Annotated in this window: 19 protein-coding genes; 11 read left to right on the top strand and 8 right to left on the bottom strand. The window is 60.4% G+C overall.

The genetic code is table 11. The features are described from left to right. Positions 1 to 95 precede the first annotated feature (95 nt). Positions 96 to 1,823 carry a ShlB/FhaC/HecB family hemolysin secretion/activation protein gene (locus tag ACZZ0B_RS06715; protein ID WP_463544660.1) on the bottom strand — a complete coding sequence of 576 codons (1,728 nt, stop codon included), beginning with the start codon at positions 1,821 to 1,823 and terminating at the stop codon, positions 96 to 98. Between the two features lie 108 nt (positions 1,824 to 1,931). Then, positions 1,932 to 3,065 (bottom strand): MFS transporter, encoded by a 1,134-nt coding sequence (locus ACZZ0B_RS06710; RefSeq protein ID WP_463544659.1) that lies wholly within the window; start codon positions 3,063 to 3,065, stop codon positions 1,932 to 1,934. Between the two features lie 99 nt (positions 3,066 to 3,164). Here ACZZ0B_RS06710 and ACZZ0B_RS06705 point away from each other — a divergent pair, with 99 nt between their 5' ends. From ACZZ0B_RS06705 to ACZZ0B_RS06695, 3 genes are all read left to right on the top strand, one after another. Beyond that, on the top strand, positions 3,165 to 3,929 hold the full coding sequence (locus tag ACZZ0B_RS06705) for an AraC family transcriptional regulator (RefSeq protein WP_008085363.1): 765 nt from the start codon (positions 3,165 to 3,167) through the stop codon (positions 3,927 to 3,929). A 96-nt stretch (positions 3,930 to 4,025) separates the two neighbouring features. After that, the gene (locus tag ACZZ0B_RS06700) at positions 4,026 to 5,135 is read left to right on the top strand and encodes an HlyD family secretion protein (RefSeq protein WP_463544658.1); all 1,110 of its coding nucleotides are present in this window, start codon (positions 4,026 to 4,028) and stop codon (positions 5,133 to 5,135) included. Further along, positions 5,132 to 6,724 carry a DHA2 family efflux MFS transporter permease subunit gene (locus tag ACZZ0B_RS06695; RefSeq protein ID WP_463544657.1) on the top strand — a complete coding sequence of 531 codons (1,593 nt, stop codon included), beginning with the start codon at positions 5,132 to 5,134 and terminating at the stop codon, positions 6,722 to 6,724. Before ACZZ0B_RS06700 ends, ACZZ0B_RS06695 begins: the two co-directional genes overlap by 4 nt. A gap of 172 nt (positions 6,725 to 6,896) precedes the next feature. Here the strand turns inward: ACZZ0B_RS06695 and ACZZ0B_RS06690 are convergent, their stop codons facing one another. Beyond that, entirely contained in the window at positions 6,897 to 7,337 is a 441-nt protein-coding gene (locus ACZZ0B_RS06690; RefSeq protein ID WP_008087552.1) for a carboxymuconolactone decarboxylase family protein, read from the bottom strand. Between the two features lie 186 nt (positions 7,338 to 7,523). On the opposite strand from ACZZ0B_RS06690, the gene ACZZ0B_RS06685 reads away from it, so the two are divergent. Beyond that, a complete protein-coding gene (locus tag ACZZ0B_RS06685; RefSeq protein ID WP_008087554.1) occupies positions 7,524 to 7,823 on the top strand; it encodes a hypothetical protein in 300 nt (99 codons plus the stop codon). A 147-nt stretch (positions 7,824 to 7,970) separates the two neighbouring features. On the opposite strand, the gene ACZZ0B_RS06680 is transcribed toward ACZZ0B_RS06685, so the two are convergent. After that, on the bottom strand, positions 7,971 to 9,542 hold the full coding sequence (locus ACZZ0B_RS06680; protein ID WP_008087555.1) for a sensor domain-containing diguanylate cyclase: 1,572 nt from the start codon (positions 9,540 to 9,542) through the stop codon (positions 7,971 to 7,973). Between the two features lie 288 nt (positions 9,543 to 9,830). On the opposite strand from ACZZ0B_RS06680, the gene ACZZ0B_RS06675 reads away from it, so the two are divergent. Further along, positions 9,831 to 10,118 (top strand): hypothetical protein, encoded by a 288-nt coding sequence (locus tag ACZZ0B_RS06675; protein WP_440096844.1) that lies wholly within the window; start codon positions 9,831 to 9,833, stop codon positions 10,116 to 10,118. A gap of 156 nt (positions 10,119 to 10,274) precedes the next feature. Here the strand turns inward: ACZZ0B_RS06675 and ACZZ0B_RS06670 are convergent, their stop codons facing one another. After that, on the bottom strand, positions 10,275 to 10,940 hold the full coding sequence (locus ACZZ0B_RS06670; RefSeq protein WP_463544656.1) for a ribonuclease T2: 666 nt from the start codon (positions 10,938 to 10,940) through the stop codon (positions 10,275 to 10,277). Between the two features lie 164 nt (positions 10,941 to 11,104). Here ACZZ0B_RS06670 and ACZZ0B_RS06665 point away from each other — a divergent pair, with 164 nt between their 5' ends. After that, positions 11,105 to 11,575, top strand: coding sequence for a hypothetical protein (locus ACZZ0B_RS06665; RefSeq protein WP_008087559.1), 471 nt, complete (start codon positions 11,105 to 11,107; stop codon positions 11,573 to 11,575). Positions 11,576 to 11,581: 6 nt separating this feature from the next. Here the strand turns inward: ACZZ0B_RS06665 and ACZZ0B_RS06660 are convergent, their stop codons facing one another. Then, positions 11,582 to 12,436 carry a LysR family transcriptional regulator gene (locus ACZZ0B_RS06660; RefSeq protein WP_463544655.1) on the bottom strand — a complete coding sequence of 285 codons (855 nt, stop codon included), beginning with the start codon at positions 12,434 to 12,436 and terminating at the stop codon, positions 11,582 to 11,584. Positions 12,437 to 12,536: 100 nt separating this feature from the next. On the opposite strand from ACZZ0B_RS06660, the gene ACZZ0B_RS06655 reads away from it, so the two are divergent. Continuing rightward, on the top strand, positions 12,537 to 13,184 hold the full coding sequence (locus ACZZ0B_RS06655; protein WP_463544654.1) for an FMN-dependent NADH-azoreductase: 648 nt from the start codon (positions 12,537 to 12,539) through the stop codon (positions 13,182 to 13,184). Positions 13,185 to 13,242: 58 nt separating this feature from the next. Next, the gene (locus ACZZ0B_RS06650) at positions 13,243 to 14,034 is read left to right on the top strand and encodes a transporter substrate-binding domain-containing protein (RefSeq protein ID WP_463544653.1); all 792 of its coding nucleotides are present in this window, start codon (positions 13,243 to 13,245) and stop codon (positions 14,032 to 14,034) included. Between the two features lie 145 nt (positions 14,035 to 14,179). On the opposite strand, the gene ACZZ0B_RS06645 is transcribed toward ACZZ0B_RS06650, so the two are convergent. Beyond that, positions 14,180 to 14,395, bottom strand: a complete 216-nt coding sequence (locus ACZZ0B_RS06645; RefSeq protein WP_158828971.1) for a hypothetical protein — start codon at positions 14,393 to 14,395, stop codon at positions 14,180 to 14,182. A 144-nt stretch (positions 14,396 to 14,539) separates the two neighbouring features. Here ACZZ0B_RS06645 and pseH point away from each other — a divergent pair, with 144 nt between their 5' ends. Continuing rightward, positions 14,540 to 15,091, top strand: a complete 552-nt coding sequence (pseH, locus tag ACZZ0B_RS06640) for a UDP-4-amino-4,6-dideoxy-N-acetyl-beta-L-altrosamine N-acetyltransferase (RefSeq protein WP_463544652.1) — start codon at positions 14,540 to 14,542, stop codon at positions 15,089 to 15,091. A 15-nt stretch (positions 15,092 to 15,106) separates the two neighbouring features. After that, positions 15,107 to 15,475: a DUF7079 family protein gene (locus ACZZ0B_RS06635; RefSeq protein ID WP_463544651.1), complete on the top strand. Its 369-nt coding sequence runs from the start codon at positions 15,107 to 15,109 to the stop codon at positions 15,473 to 15,475. 82 nt (positions 15,476 to 15,557) lie between these two features. Here the strand turns inward: ACZZ0B_RS06635 and ACZZ0B_RS06630 are convergent, their stop codons facing one another. After that, positions 15,558 to 16,058, bottom strand: a complete 501-nt coding sequence (locus ACZZ0B_RS06630; protein WP_463544650.1) for an Lrp/AsnC family transcriptional regulator — start codon at positions 16,056 to 16,058, stop codon at positions 15,558 to 15,560. A 119-nt stretch (positions 16,059 to 16,177) separates the two neighbouring features. Here ACZZ0B_RS06630 and ACZZ0B_RS06625 point away from each other — a divergent pair, with 119 nt between their 5' ends. Continuing rightward, entirely contained in the window at positions 16,178 to 17,212 is a 1,035-nt protein-coding gene (locus tag ACZZ0B_RS06625; RefSeq protein WP_463544649.1) for a histone deacetylase family protein, read from the top strand. The last annotated feature ends 7 nt before the right edge of the window (positions 17,213 to 17,219 follow it).

The raw sequence follows: 17,219 nt of genomic DNA, 5'->3' as shown, positions 1-17,219 counted from the left end.
TACGGCATCACGTCGCGCGTTTTAATTTTTGGCCGTGGCTGACGCGCTCAGATCCGACGGCTATTGGTTCACTGCGTTAGCGGTTCATGTGGCGGTCATATCTGCACCCCGACACGCATCAGCCAGGTTTCTGGCTCGTGCTGCAAGCCGTTCGGGGTGTTGAGGGCGCGTTGGTAATCGACGTCCACTTGCAGATTTTTCCAGCCCAGGTTGAGGCCGACATTGGCGCCGCTCAGACGTTGGCCCTGAGCGCCGTGATCGGCCTTGATCCAGCCATTGTCGAGGCCCACGCGCGGGGTGATCTGCACCGGCCATTCGCTACGCAGCGGCAGGCGCAAGGTGTTGCGCCAGATCGCGCCACTGGCACCCGACGCACTGCTGACGCGATAACCGCGCACCGCCGAATCGTCGGTGCCGAGCAACTGTTCGATCGCCGGCAAGGGGTCCGGGCTGTATTGCACGTTGAGCTGGCTCTGCCATTGCCAGGTTTGCCCGCCGAGCTGGCCGTTGCGCCACTGGCTGAGGCCGGCGCGGTATTTGCGAAACTGCGCCTTGGGCAGGTTGTTGATCTGATGCTGCGAATCGTTGTCGGCACCGAACCAGCGCAGGCCCTGGGCATAATTGAGGTCGAGGTTCCACACCGCGCGGTCGAGCCAGAACAGGTTGAGCCCGGCCTCGGCCACGGTCAGCGTCGGGCTCTGAATGCCCAGGCGCACGTCTTCCAGATAACTGTCGACGTCCTTGTGCGCCAGTTGCAGGTTGGCGCTGAGCTGACGGCTCTGATCGCGCCACAACACGCGGTCGGCGCGCAGGCTGACCTGGTCGGTGATGCCGGTGCTGTGAAAGGTCACGCTCGGCAGTTTGAACGGCGCGCGGTATTCGGCATGGCTGGCGAACACGCTGTACGTCCAGTAGCCGTAGGGAATCGCGTAATAAAGACTGGCGTTGCGGTTGTAACGATCGCCCTGATTGAGCGTGTCGCTGGCACTGACGCTCAGCAGATCATTGAGTTGCAGCGGGCTGTCGAGGCTCAGGCTGACGGTATCGCGGTCGCGCCCGGTGCTGGCGCTGCCGAGGTTGTCGACACCCGCGCTCAAGGCCCAGCGTGAAGGCGTGGCGCCGCGCGAACGCAAGATGATCCGCGACGCACCGGGCTGGCTGCCGGGGGCGATGTCGGCGGTGAGATCGAGTGAGCGCAGGCGATTCAACTGATCGAGGCCCTGCTCCAGATCGCGCAGGTTCAACGGCTCGCCGAGCATGTTGGGGAACGCGCCACCGAGGGACACTGGCAGGCTCTGATCAGCCAGTTCGATCGACTCGATGTAGCCTTCGTCAACGCGAATATCCAGCGACTGTCCCGCCGCCGGGGCGCTGACCAGGTACGGGCGACTGGCGATGTAGCCTTTGTCGACGTAGCTCGCCGTGATGGTCGCCAACAGATGATTGATCTGGCCGACGCCCATGCACGGTGCCAGCAGGGGTTTGATGCGCGCGTTGAGTGTGGCGCTGTCGATCAACGTGACGCCGCCGATGCGCGTGCCGCTCAACGGCCAGCAGTGCTCATCGGCGGTGACGGTTGGCGGGACGGCCGGCGTGACCGGCGCCGGGCCGAACGCGCCGCGCTCCAGTTGACGACGACGCTGTTCGATTTGCAGTTGTTGCAGATCGCGCTGCTGCTGTTGTTGCTGGCGCAGCACTTCCTGGCCCGGCGCGACAGGTTCGGCCGCTTCAATCGAGGAGGCACAGACACTCAACACAAAGGCCGACAACAGCGGGCAACGCGTGGCACGACGACGAAAAACAGCGCGAAACGGATACGGCACGCAACTTCCTTGCGATCATCAAATGGCGTAATGCCATGTCATCAATGATCGTGATAGTCGGAGCCCTCCTACACAAATGCAAGACGCTTCCTACAGCGCTTACATTTCTTAAACAATTGCTTTGATTGGCTTTATCGTCAGCAGCAGGGCCACGGCGCTGCACGCTATCAGGGTTTCCCCGAGTGCCTGAGACCAGCCGGCGAGCATCAACCCAGCGCCAATCAACAGGTAATACATCAACCCCAACAAAGCCCCGGCTGTGCCCAAACGATCGGCGTAATCAACCAGCGCCATGCCGAGAATATTCGGAATCGCCATGCCGAACGCCAACACGATCAGCAACATCGGCAACACAAACGCGACGCTGTCCTGCAGCCACCAAACGCCGAATCCACCGAGCAGACCGCTGACGGCGGCGAGGCGAATCAACTGCAGAGCGTTGCCACCCGCCTTGAGTAACCGTCGGTTGAACCATGCTCCAAAACCTGAGCCCAGCGCGAGGATCACGCCGCTGTAGCCGAACCAGGCATCACTCAGGCCCAGACGCAGAAACTGGAACGGCGCGAGGCTGTAATAACTGAACAAGGCGACGTTGAACGCAGCGACCCACAAGGCCGAACGCCAGATGCCGAGGTCACGCAACATGCGCCCGAGGGTTTCCCACAGGCAGACGTGTGGCAGCTGCTCCGGCCGGGTTTCCGGCAAGCTGTAAACGCTCCATACCCAGAGCAGCGAAGCCAGCAACAACAACGCGCCCAACACACCGCGATAGCCGAAAGCCTGAACCAGACTGGCACCGCTGAACAAACCGATCGCGGGGCTGGCCGCCAGCGCGATGCCCACCAGCGAAAACACCTGCGCCAATTCCGCGCCCTTGAAGCGATCGCGCAGCACGGTTTGCGTGACCACCGAGCCGACCGCCGCCCCGAATGCTGCCACCGCCTGAACCATCAATAGTCCGGTAAAACTGTCGACCCGCAACCCCACCACCGTGGCCAGCGCGTAAATCGCCAGCCCCGCGAGCATCGTCGGCCGTCGGCCCATGCGGTCGCACAACCGCCCCCAGACCACCACGCCCACGGCAAAGGCGAGGAAATATACCGACAAGGTTTGTGCCGCCGCTTCCGGACCAACGTTGAATACCCGGCCGATATCGCCCAACGCCGGGCTGTAAAGGGTTTGCGCAATCTGCGGAAACATCAGCAGCGCAATCGCCAGCAGCAACAGATTTCTGTTGTTCATCCTTTGTCACTCCTCAAGTAAAAGCGCTGAGGAGTTTAAGAAGCGTCAGCTGGCGTATTATCCGAATCCTGCCAACTTATCGTTGAAATCGGACAACCCATGGCCTGGCTAGATGCCCACGCAACGTTTGACGCCGACAGTTATCCCGCGCCCGTCATCGGCATCGCGGCGACCTTGGGCGACCACGATTCCGGCTTGCATCTGCACCAGCGTGGGCAACTGCTATTCACTCGTCAGGGCTGCACGCGCATCACCCTCGCCCAGCAGCTATGTTTGCTGCCACCGTCGCGGGCGGCGTGGATTCCGCCGGGCGTCAGTCATCGTGCGGTGATGCAGCAAAGCGTCGATTACCGCTCGATCTATCTGAGCGCCGAACTCTGTCGCGAGCTGCCGCAGCAGGTGTGTGTGATAGAGGTCAGTGCGCTGCTGCGCGCGGTGCTGGAGCCAATGGCCACGGCGGATTTCGACACCGATTGGCAGCAAGGCAAATTCGCTCATCTGCTGGGCCTGTGCCTGAGCGAAATGGCAGAAGCAGCGCAGCAACCGATGCTGTTGCCACTGCCTCGCGACAAGCGCCTGACTCCGCTATTGGCCCAGCCCGAGCAGTTGCCCCCGGAGCTGCAAGTGCTGGAACGGCAGATCGGCGCCAGCAGCCGCACCATCGGCCGGATCTTCCAGCGCGACACCGGCATGAGCTATCAACAATGGCGCCAGCAATGGCGGCTGATGCGCTCGATGGAATTGCTCGCCACCGGGCGCAGCCTCAGCTACTGCGGTTTCGAGCTGGGGTTTGCCAGCGACAGCGCGTTTATCGCCTTCTTCAAGGCTATGACCGGCAGCACACCGGGGCACTGGCTCAAGTAAGCACCTGACGACCGGCTGCAAAAATCAATTGCGACTAAATATTACCTGCGTCATATTATGGCCGTAATAACGATCCGTTTCCTCAGGTATTCCGCCATGACCAGCATGCCCACCCTCGAACCTGTTGTGGTGAAGACCCGGCCTCCCCTGCTTAAACGCCTGTTGCTTCCCGGTGCCGGCCTGCTCGCACTGATCTTCGCCGGCGTGTACGCCGTGCATTGGTGGGGCGCCGGGCGTTTTCTCGAGGAAACCGACGACGCCTACATCGGTGGCGACGTAACGGTGATCGGGCCGAAAGTAGCCGGTTACATCGACGAAGTACTGGTCAGCGACAACCAGCACGTCAAGGCCGGCGACGTATTGATTCGCCTCGACGCCCGCGACTACCGCGCCAATCTGGCCAAGGCCGAAGGCGCCGTGGCCGCTGAAGAAGCGTTGCTGGCCAACCTCGACGCCACCGAACAGCTGCAACAAGCGGTGATCGGCCAGGCCCGCGCCGGCATCGATGCGGCCGGCGCGGAAACCGCGCGTTCGCGGGATGACAACGCGCGCTACAAACGGCTGGTGACCACCAATGCCGTGTCGGTGGAAAGCGCGCAGCGCGCCGACGCCACCTTCAAAACCGCACAGGCCCTGAGTGCCCGTGCCCAGGCCGAACTGCTTGCCGCGCAACGCCAACTCGCCGTCATCGACACGCAAAAACAGCAAGCCCGCGCCGCCCTCCAGCAAGCCCGCGCCGAACGCGATCTGGCGCAATTGAACCTCGTTTACACCGAGCTGCGCGCGCCGATGGATGGGGTCATCGGCAATCGCCGTGCGCGGGTCGGCGCTTATGCGCAGGCCGGTTCGCAGCAACTGTCGGTGGTGCCGGCCAGCGGCTTGTGGGTCGACGCCAACTTCAAGGAAGACCAATTGGCGCGGATGAAGCCGGGCCAGCGTGTGAGCATTCGCGCCGATGTGCTTTCGGGTCACGAATTCCACGGTCGTCTCGACAGCCTCGCACCGGCCACCGGTTCGCAGTTCAGTGTCTTGCCGCCGGAAAACGCCACCGGCAACTTCACCAAAATCGTCCAGCGTGTGCCGGTGCGCATCCTCCTCGATCCGGCCGACGGAGTGCTCGGTCATCTGCGTCCGGGGCTGTCGGTGACGGCCGAAGTCGACACCCGCGCCCAACCTGAAACCAGCGCCGTGGCTGTTGCGCCATGAGCGCCACCCTCGCCGCCCCCGCGCAACCGTTCAACCCGGCGGACATGGCCACGGCGACCAAGGTGTTCGCCTTCGCAACCATGTGCATCGGCATGTTCATTGCGCTGCTCGACATTCAGATCGTCTCGGCATCGCTGCGTGATATCGGCGGTGGTTTGTCCGCCGGCACCGACGAAACCGCGTGGGTGCAGACCAGCTACCTGATTGCCGAAATCATCGTGATTCCGCTATCGGGCTGGCTGTCGCGGGTGTTCTCGACGCGTTGGTTGTTCTGCGCGTCAGCGGTAGGTTTCACCCTCGCCAGCCTGCTCTGCGGCATCGCCTGGAACATCCAGAGCATGATCGCCTTTCGTGCGCTGCAAGGTTTTCTCGGCGGCTCGATGATTCCGCTGGTATTCACCACGGCGTTCTTTTTCTTCACCGGTAAACAACGGGTGATTGCCGCGGCGACCATTGGTGCAGTGGCTTCACTGGCGCCGACCATGGGCCCGGTGATTGGTGGCTGGATCACCGATATTTCCTCGTGGCACTGGCTGTTCTACATCAACTTGATCCCGGGGATTTTCGTCGCGGTGGCGGTGCCGATGCTGGTGAAGATCGACCAGCCGGAACTGTCGCTGCTCAAGGGCGCGGACTACCTGAGCATGGTCTTTCTCGCGCTGTTTCTCGGTTGTCTTGAGTACACCCTCGAAGAAGGGCCGCGCTGGAACTGGTTCAGCGACCAGACCATTCTGACCACCGCGTGGATCAGCGGCCTCGCTGGATTGGCGTTCATTGGCCGGACATTGCACGTGGCCAATCCGATCGTCGATCTGCGCGCATTGAAGGATCGCAATTTCGCCCTCGGCTGCTTCTTTTCGTTCGTCACCGGCATTGGTCTGTTCGCGACGATTTACCTGACGCCGCTGTTTCTCGGGCGGGTGCGCGGCTACAGCGCACTGGACATTGGTCTGGCCGTTTTCTCCACGGGCGTGTTCCAGATCATGGCGATTCCGCTGTATGCCTTTCTGGCCAATCGCGTGGATCTGCGCTGGATCATGATGGTCGGGTTGGCCTTGTTCGCGGTATCGATGTGGGAGTTCAGCCCGATCACCCACGACTGGGGCGCAGGGCAACTGATGCTGCCGCAGGCGCTGCGCGGAATTGCCCAGCAATTGGCGGTGCCACCGGCCGTGACGCTGACCTTGGGCGGGTTGGCGCCAGCGCGGTTGAAGCATGCGTCGGGGCTGTTCAACCTGATGCGCAATCTTGGCGGGGCGATTGGCATTGCCGCGTGCGCGACCATTCTCAATGATCGCACCAACCTGCACTTCACCCGGCTGGCCGAGCATCTGAACAGCAGCAACGAAGCGATGAATCAGTGGCTGTCGCAGGTCGGCGGCAACCTCGCCACCCTGGGTCAGAACGGCGACATTGGCGTCACCGCCAGCCTGCGGCAGTTATGGCTGCTGACTTACCGTGAGGCGCAGACACAAACCTACGGCGACACCTTCCTGATGATCGGCGTGTGCTTCGTCATCGCCACGGCGATGGTGCCCTTGATGCGCAAGGTCCAACCCCCCGCCGCGCCGAGTGCCGACGCCCATTGATAAACCCCTGCGATCTTTGGATCTGGCCTTGAACATCAAAATCAAAAGATCGCCCGGGGGCGCCTGGGTTCTGTAGGAGCTGACGAGTGCAACGAGGCTGCGATCTTTTGATCTGGCTTTGAAAGTCAAAATCAAAAGATCGCAGCCTGCGGCAGCTCCTACAGCTTGGGTTTTAGGCTTGTGGGGTTTTGCGGAAGCCGACGGCCAGGCGGTTCCAGCTGTTGATGGTGCTGATGGCCACGGTCAGGTCGACCATTTCCTTGGGCGTGAATTGCGCGGCGACGACGTCGTAATCTTCGTCCGGGGCGTGGGTCAGGCTCAACTGGGTCAGCGACTCAGTCCACAACAGCGCGGCACGTTCGCGGTCGCTGAAGAACGGCGCTTCACGCCAGGCCGTCACGGCGAACAGGCGGCGCGGGGTTTCGCCGCCCTTGATCGCGTCAGCGGTGTGCATGTCGATGCAGAACGCGCAGCCGTTGATTTGCGAAGCGCGCAGTTTGACCAGTTCGATCAGGGTCTTTTCCAGCGGCAGTTTGGAGACTGCGGTTTCCAGCGCGATCATGGCTTTCAAGGCGTCAGGCGAAGCGGTGTAGAAATCGGTACGAGGTTTCATGCTGGCTTTCCGGGGCGAGTGAATGTGTGCCTACGGTAGTCCTGGGGGGCGGTTCGGCAAATAGCCAATATTCCAGAAGATCAGGAGGCCACTTGCTCACACCGTTGACCGCTCGTCAGCCAACCGGCACCAAGCCTTCGGCGTGCCAGACCAATATCAGGTAAATCCCCTTTTTGGAGACGTACCATGATGACGCGCAAACTCACCTCGTTACTGCTTGCCGGCCTGCTGGCTACGGCCTCGGCTGCCAGCTTCGCCGCCAATGACGGCGCTGATGCGACCGGCACCAAATCCGGCGCCACCAGCGGCTCGACCATGCCACCGGACAACACCCCGGGCGCGCCATCAGGCGGTAACAGCTCCGGCGGTGCAGGTTCCGGCACCGGCACCAATGGCGGCGCCAGCGGCTCAGGTTCAGGGGCTGGCGGCGGCACTGGTTCGGCCGGCGGCGGGACGGGCGGTGCAGGCGGTGGCACTGGCGGCTGAACGAACAAGAGCCACTCGTGGTAAACGCAAAATCCCCTGTAGGAGCGAGCCTGCTCGCGATGGCGTCAGCACATTCAACGTTTCATTGAATGACACTGCGCTATCGCGAGCAGGCTCGCTCCTACAGGGGTTGTGTTGGATGTGGGGTTAGCGGTCGGAGCGCATCAGCTCGGCGATGCCGCCATCCAGCGACAACACCGCCGCGCGGTTACGCCCGGCATTCTTCGCCTGATACAACGCCGCATCCGCGCGCTGGATAAACACTTCCAGACTGTCGTTGCCATTCGGAATAAACGAATAACAGCCAAGGCTCACCGTTAGATAGCCGGTCGGCGAACCGCTATGAGTGATGTGTTTGTCGATCACGCTGCGCCGAATCTGCCCGGCAATCGCCAGCGCGCCGTTGATGTCGGTGTCCGGCAAGAGCACCGCAAATTCTTCACCACCATAACGCACCGCCAGATCAGCCTTGCGCTGGCAGCACGTCTTGACCACCTGCGCCACCTGCGTCAGGCAGTGATCGCCGGCGACATGCCCGTAGGCATCGTTGTAGCGCTTGAAGAAATCAATATCGAGCATGATCAGGCTGACCGGGCTGACCTGCCGCGCACCACGGGCAAATTCGATCTCCAGCGAGCGCTCGAACAAACGCCGATTGGCCAGCCCGGTGAGGCTGTCATGCGTCGCAATCTGCTCCAGCGTCAATTGCGCCTTGCGCAGGTTCTTCTCGATCCGCTCACCGTCACGCACCTGATGAATGAACACCCAGCCGAACAGGCCGACACCGAGAATCAGCAGCGCAACGATCACGCTCGATTGAACCGCCCGCTCGTACCACCCCTTGAGAATCGTGTCACGCGAGGTCGCGGCGGCCACCACCAGCGGATACGCAGCCAGCTGTCGATAGCCATACAAGCGCGTGACGCCATCGACCACCGAATTGATCATCGCTGTGCCGGCGGGCGCGTCGGGCAGCAACTTGCGATAAATCCTGCCTTGGGCCAACGAGCTGCCGACCAGGCCTTCATCGAACGGCCGACGCGCCAGCAGCGTGCCGTCGGTCAAGCCGAGGAACATGATGCCGTTGTTATCGAGGCTGAAGCTTTCGAAGAACCGGTCGAAATACGACATCTTGATCCCGGCCATCAGTACGCCCTGAAAGTTGCCCGCGCGGTCGTTGATGCGTTTGGAGATCGGGATGATCCACTCGCCGTTTTCGCGGCTGCGAATCGCCGGGCCGATGTGCGCCACGGTCGATACGTTCTGCTGATGGAATTTGAAGTACTCGCGATCGGCCACGCCGTTGCCATGGGGCAAGTCCGGGTAGGAGGTGATCACCCACTGGCCCTTGTTGTCGAACAGGAACATGCCGTGCAATTGCTCGAGTTGCTGCACACGCCGGGCGAAGGTTTTCTGCAATCGGGTCTTCTGCGCCGCGCCGTAACCATCGTCCTCGACCCAATCGACCAAGCTGGTTAACACCAGATCCGCCGCCAGGAACGTGTCCTCGGCCTGCTGCGCCATGGCCCGGGTCAGGTTGGCCGAGGCCATTTGCGCCACCGCCAAGTCCTGGCGCCGTGACTGCTCCAGTTGCAGATACAACAACCCGAACAGGCACAGACACACCGCCACGGTAAACAGCACAGCCGCTTTGCGCAGCGGCAGCCGTTTAAGGGAGCCTCCGGGGGCCTGGTGCGGATCGTGAATGGGGATTGGCAAACGCATGTCCTGAGCAGGTACGACAAGGGCAAAGGCCCGAAACCCTTATGTTTTGTGAGCGTAGCCCACCAAGATGCACCGGGCAAACGCCAGCCGCCCGCGCCGTTGTATCGGCGCGCAGTGAATTAGGATGATTGTTTGACGAAAATATTTTCCAGCGCCGTATCAGCAGTCATAAACCGTATGAACGCAGACGCGAAGAAAAGCAGGCTTGTGGAGGAACATCTGCCCCGGCAACATTCTTTAAGAACGCAGGAAACCCTCCGAATCAAAAAGGCCGCCCTCTGCATGAAGTCACTGCTGTTGTTTGCCGCCATCGCGCTGTCGGGGGCGATGTTCGTGGGTTACTACGAAAAGATGGAAGACGCTGATCCCGAGAAGGTGTTCTTCATCAAAAAGCACCCGACCTTGCAGATAAAGTTCGTCAATATCTTCGCCAACGAAGCGGACGATAAAAAGCTCACCCGGCTCAGTGATGTGGAAAGACAGTACGTTATTGATTACTGCAACTATCGGCTGGGCATTTCGACCGAACTCAAGACTCAGCAAGATCTGGAACACTGCAAGCAACGCTAGCCTCATCGGGGCCGAAAAATCCTGTGGCGAGGGAGCTTGCTCCCGCTTGAGTGCGCAGCGCTCACAAAATCTTTGGGGCCGCTGCGCAGCCCAGCGGGAGCAAGCTCCCTCGCCTCAGGTTCAGTCCTCAGTCTTCAGCCGATCGACTATGGATCATCAGCGCGACGGCGGCACACGGATGTCGCCAGCCCGGCACTGGGTTTTCACGCCCTTGCCGCACGCGCCCAATTGCAGATCCTTGCCCATGCACACGCGCACTTCCGACAGCTCCGGGCCGCTGCAGATCACCGCGATGCCATCTGCCGGAATCCCCGGGTTGGCTTTGCGGAACAGGTCGGCGATCTCCTGCGCTTCGAAGTAATACGAGCTGCTCAACGGTTGCAGCTCATCAGGGATTTTCACCGCTGCGACCGCTTTGTCCGCCTCGTCCAGATAGCCCATCGCGCCGAGGCCGCTGCACGTGCCGTGCTTGGACCATTCGTGATCGAGCAGTTTTTTGGTCGGGAACAGCGTCAGGCCCTTCGCGGTTTCCGCCGCCGACAGCGTGGTCAGCGGTGGGCATGATTCCGGCCAGCCGCCCTTGGCGTATTGCGGCCACAAGCCATGCAGCACGAAGCCGTAACCCTTGCCGGTGCACTGCGAATCGTCCTTGTGGGTCAAACAGAAGGTCGGCGACCAGGACAGCGCCAGCAGGTAGTAATCGAACACCCCCGCCACCGCTTCCGCCTGCACCTGGCTGGATTGCGACTGACGCGCCGAGCTCAAGCCGATGCTACCGGCCGTCAGCGCAATCACTGCCAAAATTGTAAACAGCTTTTTCATCTACCCGCTCCTTGGGACGCCTGCGTCCGTGGTTTTCCATCCTGGCCGGACTGGCCAGCGTTGATTTCGACACGCTTGTGTTGCAAGCGCATGACGCAAGGCAACGCCGTACGTCGTTGAAGGGTCTACGATTAACAGGCAGACATCAAACCAAGGGATCCGAAATGAGTAAAGCAGACGAACTCGCCGCCAAACTCAAACAAACCCGGCACATCCACGCGGATGCGGCGCTGGAGATCGATTGCTGGCCGGCGCAGGTCTACGACCTGTATCACCGCATCGAGGCGTGGCTGCAACCGGTGACTGAAGTCGGCCTGAAGATTCGGCGCAATCCGACCCACGTTTGCGAAACCTCGCCCGATGGCGAAAGCCATGATTACGCCATCGACCAACTGGTGATTGAAGCCAATCACCAAAGCCTGACATTTGATCCCATTGCCCGGTTTACCGAGGACGGCGCTGGACGTGTGCAAATCAGCCCGTCAGCCACAGACACCTACTTGCTGCGCACCGTGGATGAACACGGCGAAAGCCACTGGTGGATGCAGTCGATTGAAACCGGACAACAACTGGATGCGATCGCACTGACCGAGAACAACCTGTTGCTCGCTGTGCAGGAAGGTCTCGGGCTGTAAGCGCAATTACTGCCGTCGTGTGGAGCAAAAATCAACGATCACCGGCGATAGCAGGTCGATCATCTGCGGGTCGGCATGCTGGGCGGTAAACAGGCGAAATTGCGCATCCGGCAGCGTCGGTAAACCGTGTTCTGCACCGAGTGCTGTCAAGCCTTGTCCAAGCTGACTCAACGGCATGGGTGCCACGGCAAATCCGGACAATGCCGCCGCGCGCAATCCGCCAGTGCTTGAGCACAGCATGGCGGTACGCTGGGCGATACCGGCCTGGGCCAACCGGGTCAGCGCGGCTTCGCGATACGGACACGGCTCTGGAAACAGCGCCAACGGCAACGGTGTCGGCAGTTGCGTGAGCGGTTGTGCTGCCCACGCCCACACCAACGGCTCTTGCCAGAGCAAGCGTCCCGATTCGCCGGTTTCACATTGCGAGCCAATGACCATTTCCAGATTCCCCAGGCTCATCTGGTTGAGCAGTGTCCCGGGAATGTTCACCTGCACATCGATCTCCATGCCGGGGTGCTGCGCCACGCAATCCTGCAACGCCCGCAACAATCGCGCCTCGATAAAATCCTCGGAAACGCCAATCCGCACCTTGGCCTGCAATGGCACGCGTGTGAGCTGCGCCCAGGCATCGCGATTCAGCGCCAGAATCGTCCGCGCGTAGGCCATCAGACGCTCGCCATCCGGTGTCAGCTGTTGCGATCGCGTGGTGCGCTTGAGCAGCGGCTTGCCCACCTGATCCTCCAGCCGGCGCAAATGCCCGCTGACTGCCGATTGCGTCAGATGCAATTTTTCGGCGGCACGGCTGAAACCGTCTTCGTCGACGACGGTGACAAAAGTCTTGAGTAGCACAGCGTCAAACATAGTGAGATACGTGATCAATGGCCTGTTTATTTATGATTTATAGTTAGAAGCGCTCTATGTTGCAATGCCTCGCATTCATCCCGCACATGCCGAGGCTCACGTGACCACCCTCCTTCACATCGAATGCTCACCGCGCAAACAACGTTCCGCTTCGCTCGAGGTGGCCCGCAGCTTCATTGATCGCCATCAGCAACATCACCCGCAAACGCACATCGAGACGCTGGATCTGTGGAGCGTGCCACTACCGGAGTTTGGCGAAGAAGCCATGAGCGCCAAATACGCCGGCCTCGCCGGCATACCCCGCACGCCGACCCAGCAATCAGCCTGGGAGGAACTCGAAGCGCTCGCCGCCTGCCTGCACCGCGCCGACATTCTGGTGTTGTCGGTGCCGCTGTGGAATTACAGCATTCCGTACAAGCTCAAGCACTTCATCGACCTGGTGTCGCAGAAAGACATCCTCTTCAGCTTCGATCCCGAGCGGGGTCCACAAGGTTTGCTGCAAGGCAAAACAGCCGTGGTCGCCTATGCCCGCGGCCTGGATTTTTCCGCGCAATCGACGACGCCGGCCGAACGTTTCGACTTTCAGAAACCTTACGTGGAAGCCTGGCTGGACTTTATCGGCATCACCGACATCCACGAAGTGATCGTCGAGAAGACCATTCTCGGCGACGACATGGACCGCGACTCGCGGCTTGTCGCCTCACAACAGGCGCGGGATCTGGCAGATCGCCTTGTGCGGGCTGGATGACACTGACGAAAGCCTTTCACTACACTGGGCGACCGTCCTTCCCGGAAGCCCGATCTCAATGACAACTCTAAAAAACACGATGATCTTCTGCGCGGCGCTGACATTGGCCACTGGCGCACACGCCGAGACAATCGCTTCGCACCTCGACAGCATCCAGCAACAAGGCCAACTGCGCGTCTGCACCACCGGCGACTACAAGCCCTACACCTTCAAACGCGACGACGGCGATTTCGAAGGCATCGACATCGCCATGGCGCGTTCACTGGCCGACAGCCTCGGCGTCAAGGTGCAATGGGTGCAAACCACCTGGAAGACCCTGATGCCGGACATGCAGGCGGGCAAATGCGACATCGGCATGGGTGGCATATCGGTGACCCTGGAACGGCAGAAAAAAGCCTACTTCAGCAACACCCTCGACACCGACGGCAAGATCCCGCTGGTGCGTTGCGCCGATCAGTCCAGGTACCAGACGGTCGAGCAGATCAACCAGCCCGACGTGCGCCTGGTCGAACCCGCCGGCGGCACCAACGAAGCCTTCGTCCACGCCTTCCTGCCCAAGGCGCAACTGGCCCTGCACGACAACGTGACGATCTTCCAGCAACTGCTCGACAACAAGGCCGACGTGATGATCACCGACGCCTCGGAAGCGCTGTATCAGCAGAAATTGAAACCGGGGTTGTGCGCGGTGAATCCGCATCAGTTCATGCAGTATGGGGAGAAGGCTTATCTGCTGCCGCGCGATGACATCAGCTGGAAACTGTACGTCGACCAGTGGCTGCACTTGAGCAAAGCCACCGGCAAATACCAGCAAACCCTAAGCGAATGGATTGCCGTGCCTGCCGCCCAATAACCCTGTGGCTCCCCACGAAACCTGTGGTGAGGGGATTCATCCCCGATGGACTGCGCAGCAGTCCCGACTTTTTGACATTAGAAGCGGGGGCCGCTGCGCGCCCCATCGGGGATAAATCCCCTCACCACAAGTTACGCGTCGCTAATCAATCGTCATGCAACATCCCGGAACTGTACTGATTGAGGCTACTGCCAATACTGTTCCCGCCAAACTTCAACGTCGTCGCATTACTGCGCCCCTCTGGCGACTGACAATCCGCCGAAAAACAACTCGTGGTCGTCAACCCGCCCGTCCCCGAACATGCACTCAATACCGACACAGCAGCAGCAATCAACAGCACTTTGACGACATTGGCGCTCATGGCACGGCTCCCCTCGGGATGAAAAAGCAAGACAACTCGACGTGATGCCAGCATCCTAGGCCCCCGCCACAAACGGCAACATGAAACTTCACCGATCGACAGCGCGGGTTCAGCTGCAAACGCTCGCGAGACAAGGACAGCCCCATGCATTTCCTTCCGCTCACCGACGCCAGCCCCACTGTCCAGGCACACGTCCGTACCTTGCGCAATCAGCCGGACGTGCGCAAATACATGTACACGTCGCATGAAATCAGTGAGCAGGAACATGCCAAATGGCTGACCTCTTTGCAGGGCAACCCACGTCAGCAAGTGTTTGTGGTGATCAAGGATGAGCAAGCGCTTGGCGTGGTTTCTCTGAACGCGATCAACGCTTTGCAGAAGACGGCGGACTGGGCGTTTTATCTGGATATTGCGTTGCAGGGCAAGGGGCTGGGCAGTCTGGTCGAGTTCTGGATGCTCGATTACGCGTTCAATGTCGCCGGGCTGGACAAGCTGAACTGCGAAGTGCTGGCGATGAACTCGGCGGTGGTAAAGATGCACCAGAAGTTCGGGTTTGAGATTGAAGGCGTTCGTCGGCAGAACGTTGTGAAGGATGGGGTGCGGGTTGATGTGGTTTTGTTGGGCATCACTAAAGAAGAATGGCAGAACAAGCGCCCTGCCCTGGCGCCTGTAATCGAACGTCTTAATACCGTATAGCGCCTGGAGCCGAGTTTGAAACGTGAACTGAGTCCTGCCGAGCTTTACGAAGTCAGAGCAACGTTGTCCTGGATCTTTGTCCACACCGGCGTGGACGTCCCCTACATCGCCAGCAAAGTCGAGGGCTACGACCCGCAACTGATCAAAGACATTTTGTATGCGGAAGTCGCCGTCATCTGCGCCGGGAATCTGGAATGCGTACTGCCACCAAACTGGACAGGTTTCGACCCTGACGCGTTGAACCAAGATATCGAGCAAATGTTGCTCGCAAACCAGAAAAGCTGGATTCGGCGACAACTTCACAAGATGCACGCCGCCTGGCTGCGGTATAGCTATCGGGAAGTCTGGGACGACATCACCGCTCACTGCGAAGGCTGGCGTTAATACAGCCCTCCGTGGCAACGGGGCATCAGCGCAGCGACATACAACGCTTTGAAACGAGAGAGATGATTGCCTCCCTGCCCGCTCATTCCTTTCCCGGTTTGGGTATCGCAAAACGGCTACCGGTCTTGACCTCGCGCAACGCCAGGCTGGACTGAATGGAGGCAATCCCCACCTGACGCCTGAGCACCTGCTCGATGAAGTCGCTGTAGCTATCGAGATCCTCCGCCAACACCTGCAACACATAATCGGCATCGCCAGTGATCTTGTGACAGGCCAACACTTGGGGCAATTGCGCAATCACCGCCTCGAAAGCGTCCGGTGCGTGGTCGGCATGGATGGAAAAACGAATGTGCACGAACGCCATGATATCCAGCCCGAGCATCCGCCGATCAAGATTGGCCTGATAGCCCTTGATGACCCCGGCCTCCTCCATGCGCTTGCGCCGCCGCCAGCAGGGCGTAAGGCTCAACGACAGCCGCTCGCTGAGTTCAGCGTTGGAAATACTGGCGTCCTCCTGCAACAACTCGAGAATCGCCAGGTCGGTCTCATCGAGGCTGATGCGTTTGGATATTTTTTTCTGCATAACGCCATTCCTGAGTAAAAACGCCCGATTAATCCACCAAACCACGAACACAAAGCAAAGAAAGCGCAGCCCAGCCGGAACAGAATATTTGCACTGGCTAACAATAACGGATGCGCAGAATGTTTACAGTTTTCAGTGATTCCCACCGTTTGCACCACGGCACCGAATTGAAAGACGGCGTGCTCAAACCGTCGTTCGAACAACCGAGTCGCGCCGACACCGTGCACAACCGCGTCAAACAGGTCGGCCTCGGACAGATCGTCGAGCCCCGCGCATTTGACCGCTCGTGCTACGTCAACGCGCACAGCGAGCGCTACGTCAGTTTTCTCGAAAGCGCCTGGGGCGAATGGTGCGCCACCGGCCGCACTCACGACGCCTTGCCGCTGGTCTGGCCGGTGCGCGATCTGGCCGGCGAAGAGGTGCCAACGTTCATCGACGGCAAGCTCGGCTTCTATGCGATGGACGCAGGCTCGCCCATCACCGCGACGACCTGGCAAGCGGTGAAAACCAGCGCCGACATCGCCCTCACCGGCCTGGCCCTGCTCGATGAAGGCCACGACAGTGCCTTCGCCCTGTGCCGCCCGCCCGGCCATCACGCCGCACGCGAATACATGGGCGGTTATTGCTACCTCAACAACGCCGCCATTGCCGCACAACAAGCCATCACCCAAGGCGCCAAACGTGTCGCGGTGCTCGACGTCGACTTCCACCACGGCAACGGCACGCAGAACATTTTTTACCAGCGCAGCGACGTCATGTTCGTCTCGTTGCACGGCGAACCGGCGGTGTCCTATCCGTACTTCTCGGGCTACAGCCACGAAGTCGGCGCGGGTGTCGGCGAGGGTTACAACCTCAACTATCCATTGCCGAAAAACACCACCTGGGAGAGCTATCGCAACGCCCTGCTCCACGCCTGCAAAAAACTCCAGCAGTTCGCGCCTGAAGTGCTGGTGATTTCCCTCGGTGTCGACACGTTCAAGGACGACCCCATCAGCCACTTCCTGCTCGAAAGCGATGACTTCATCGGCATCGGCGAACTGATTGCCAGCGTCGGCTGCCCGACCCTGTTCGTGATGGAGGGCGGCTACATGGTCGATGAAATCGGCATCAATGCCGTCAACGTGCTGCACGGTTTCGAGAGCAAACGCAGCTGAGCCAGCC

This window comes from Pseudomonas sp. AC247 (assembly GCF_979258015.1).
This window is presented reverse-complemented; position numbering and strand designations above follow the sequence as displayed.

What these genes read in the sequence shown, in the direction of transcription:
- ACZZ0B_RS06650 (WP_463544653.1), top strand. Translation starts at nt 13,243, where the DNA reads ATGACAACTCTAAAAAACACGATGATCTTCTGCGCGGCGCTGACATTG.
- ACZZ0B_RS06670 (WP_463544656.1), bottom strand. Translation starts at nt 10,940, where the DNA reads ATGAAAAAGCTGTTTACAATTTTGGCAGTGATTGCGCTGACGGCCGGT.
- ACZZ0B_RS06695 (WP_463544657.1), top strand. Translation starts at nt 5,132, where the DNA reads ATGAGCGCCACCCTCGCCGCCCCCGCGCAACCGTTCAACCCGGCGGAC.
- ACZZ0B_RS06625 (WP_463544649.1), top strand. Translation starts at nt 16,178, where the DNA reads ATGTTTACAGTTTTCAGTGATTCCCACCGTTTGCACCACGGCACCGAA.
- ACZZ0B_RS06685 (WP_008087554.1), top strand. Translation starts at nt 7,524, where the DNA reads ATGATGACGCGCAAACTCACCTCGTTACTGCTTGCCGGCCTGCTGGCT.
- ACZZ0B_RS06705 (WP_008085363.1), top strand. Translation starts at nt 3,165, where the DNA reads ATGGCCTGGCTAGATGCCCACGCAACGTTTGACGCCGACAGTTATCCC.
- pseH (WP_463544652.1), top strand. Translation starts at nt 14,540, where the DNA reads ATGCATTTCCTTCCGCTCACCGACGCCAGCCCCACTGTCCAGGCACAC.
- ACZZ0B_RS06660 (WP_463544655.1), bottom strand. Translation starts at nt 12,436, where the DNA reads ATGTTTGACGCTGTGCTACTCAAGACTTTTGTCACCGTCGTCGACGAA.
- ACZZ0B_RS06710 (WP_463544659.1), bottom strand. Translation starts at nt 3,065, where the DNA reads ATGAACAACAGAAATCTGTTGCTGCTGGCGATTGCGCTGCTGATGTTT.
- ACZZ0B_RS06700 (WP_463544658.1), top strand. Translation starts at nt 4,026, where the DNA reads ATGACCAGCATGCCCACCCTCGAACCTGTTGTGGTGAAGACCCGGCCT.
- ACZZ0B_RS06675 (WP_440096844.1), top strand. Translation starts at nt 9,831, where the DNA reads ATGAAGTCACTGCTGTTGTTTGCCGCCATCGCGCTGTCGGGGGCGATG.
- ACZZ0B_RS06630 (WP_463544650.1), bottom strand. Translation starts at nt 16,058, where the DNA reads ATGCAGAAAAAAATATCCAAACGCATCAGCCTCGATGAGACCGACCTG.
- ACZZ0B_RS06645 (WP_158828971.1), bottom strand. Translation starts at nt 14,395, where the DNA reads ATGAGCGCCAATGTCGTCAAAGTGCTGTTGATTGCTGCTGCTGTGTCG.
- ACZZ0B_RS06690 (WP_008087552.1), bottom strand. Translation starts at nt 7,337, where the DNA reads ATGAAACCTCGTACCGATTTCTACACCGCTTCGCCTGACGCCTTGAAA.
- ACZZ0B_RS06665 (WP_008087559.1), top strand. Translation starts at nt 11,105, where the DNA reads ATGAGTAAAGCAGACGAACTCGCCGCCAAACTCAAACAAACCCGGCAC.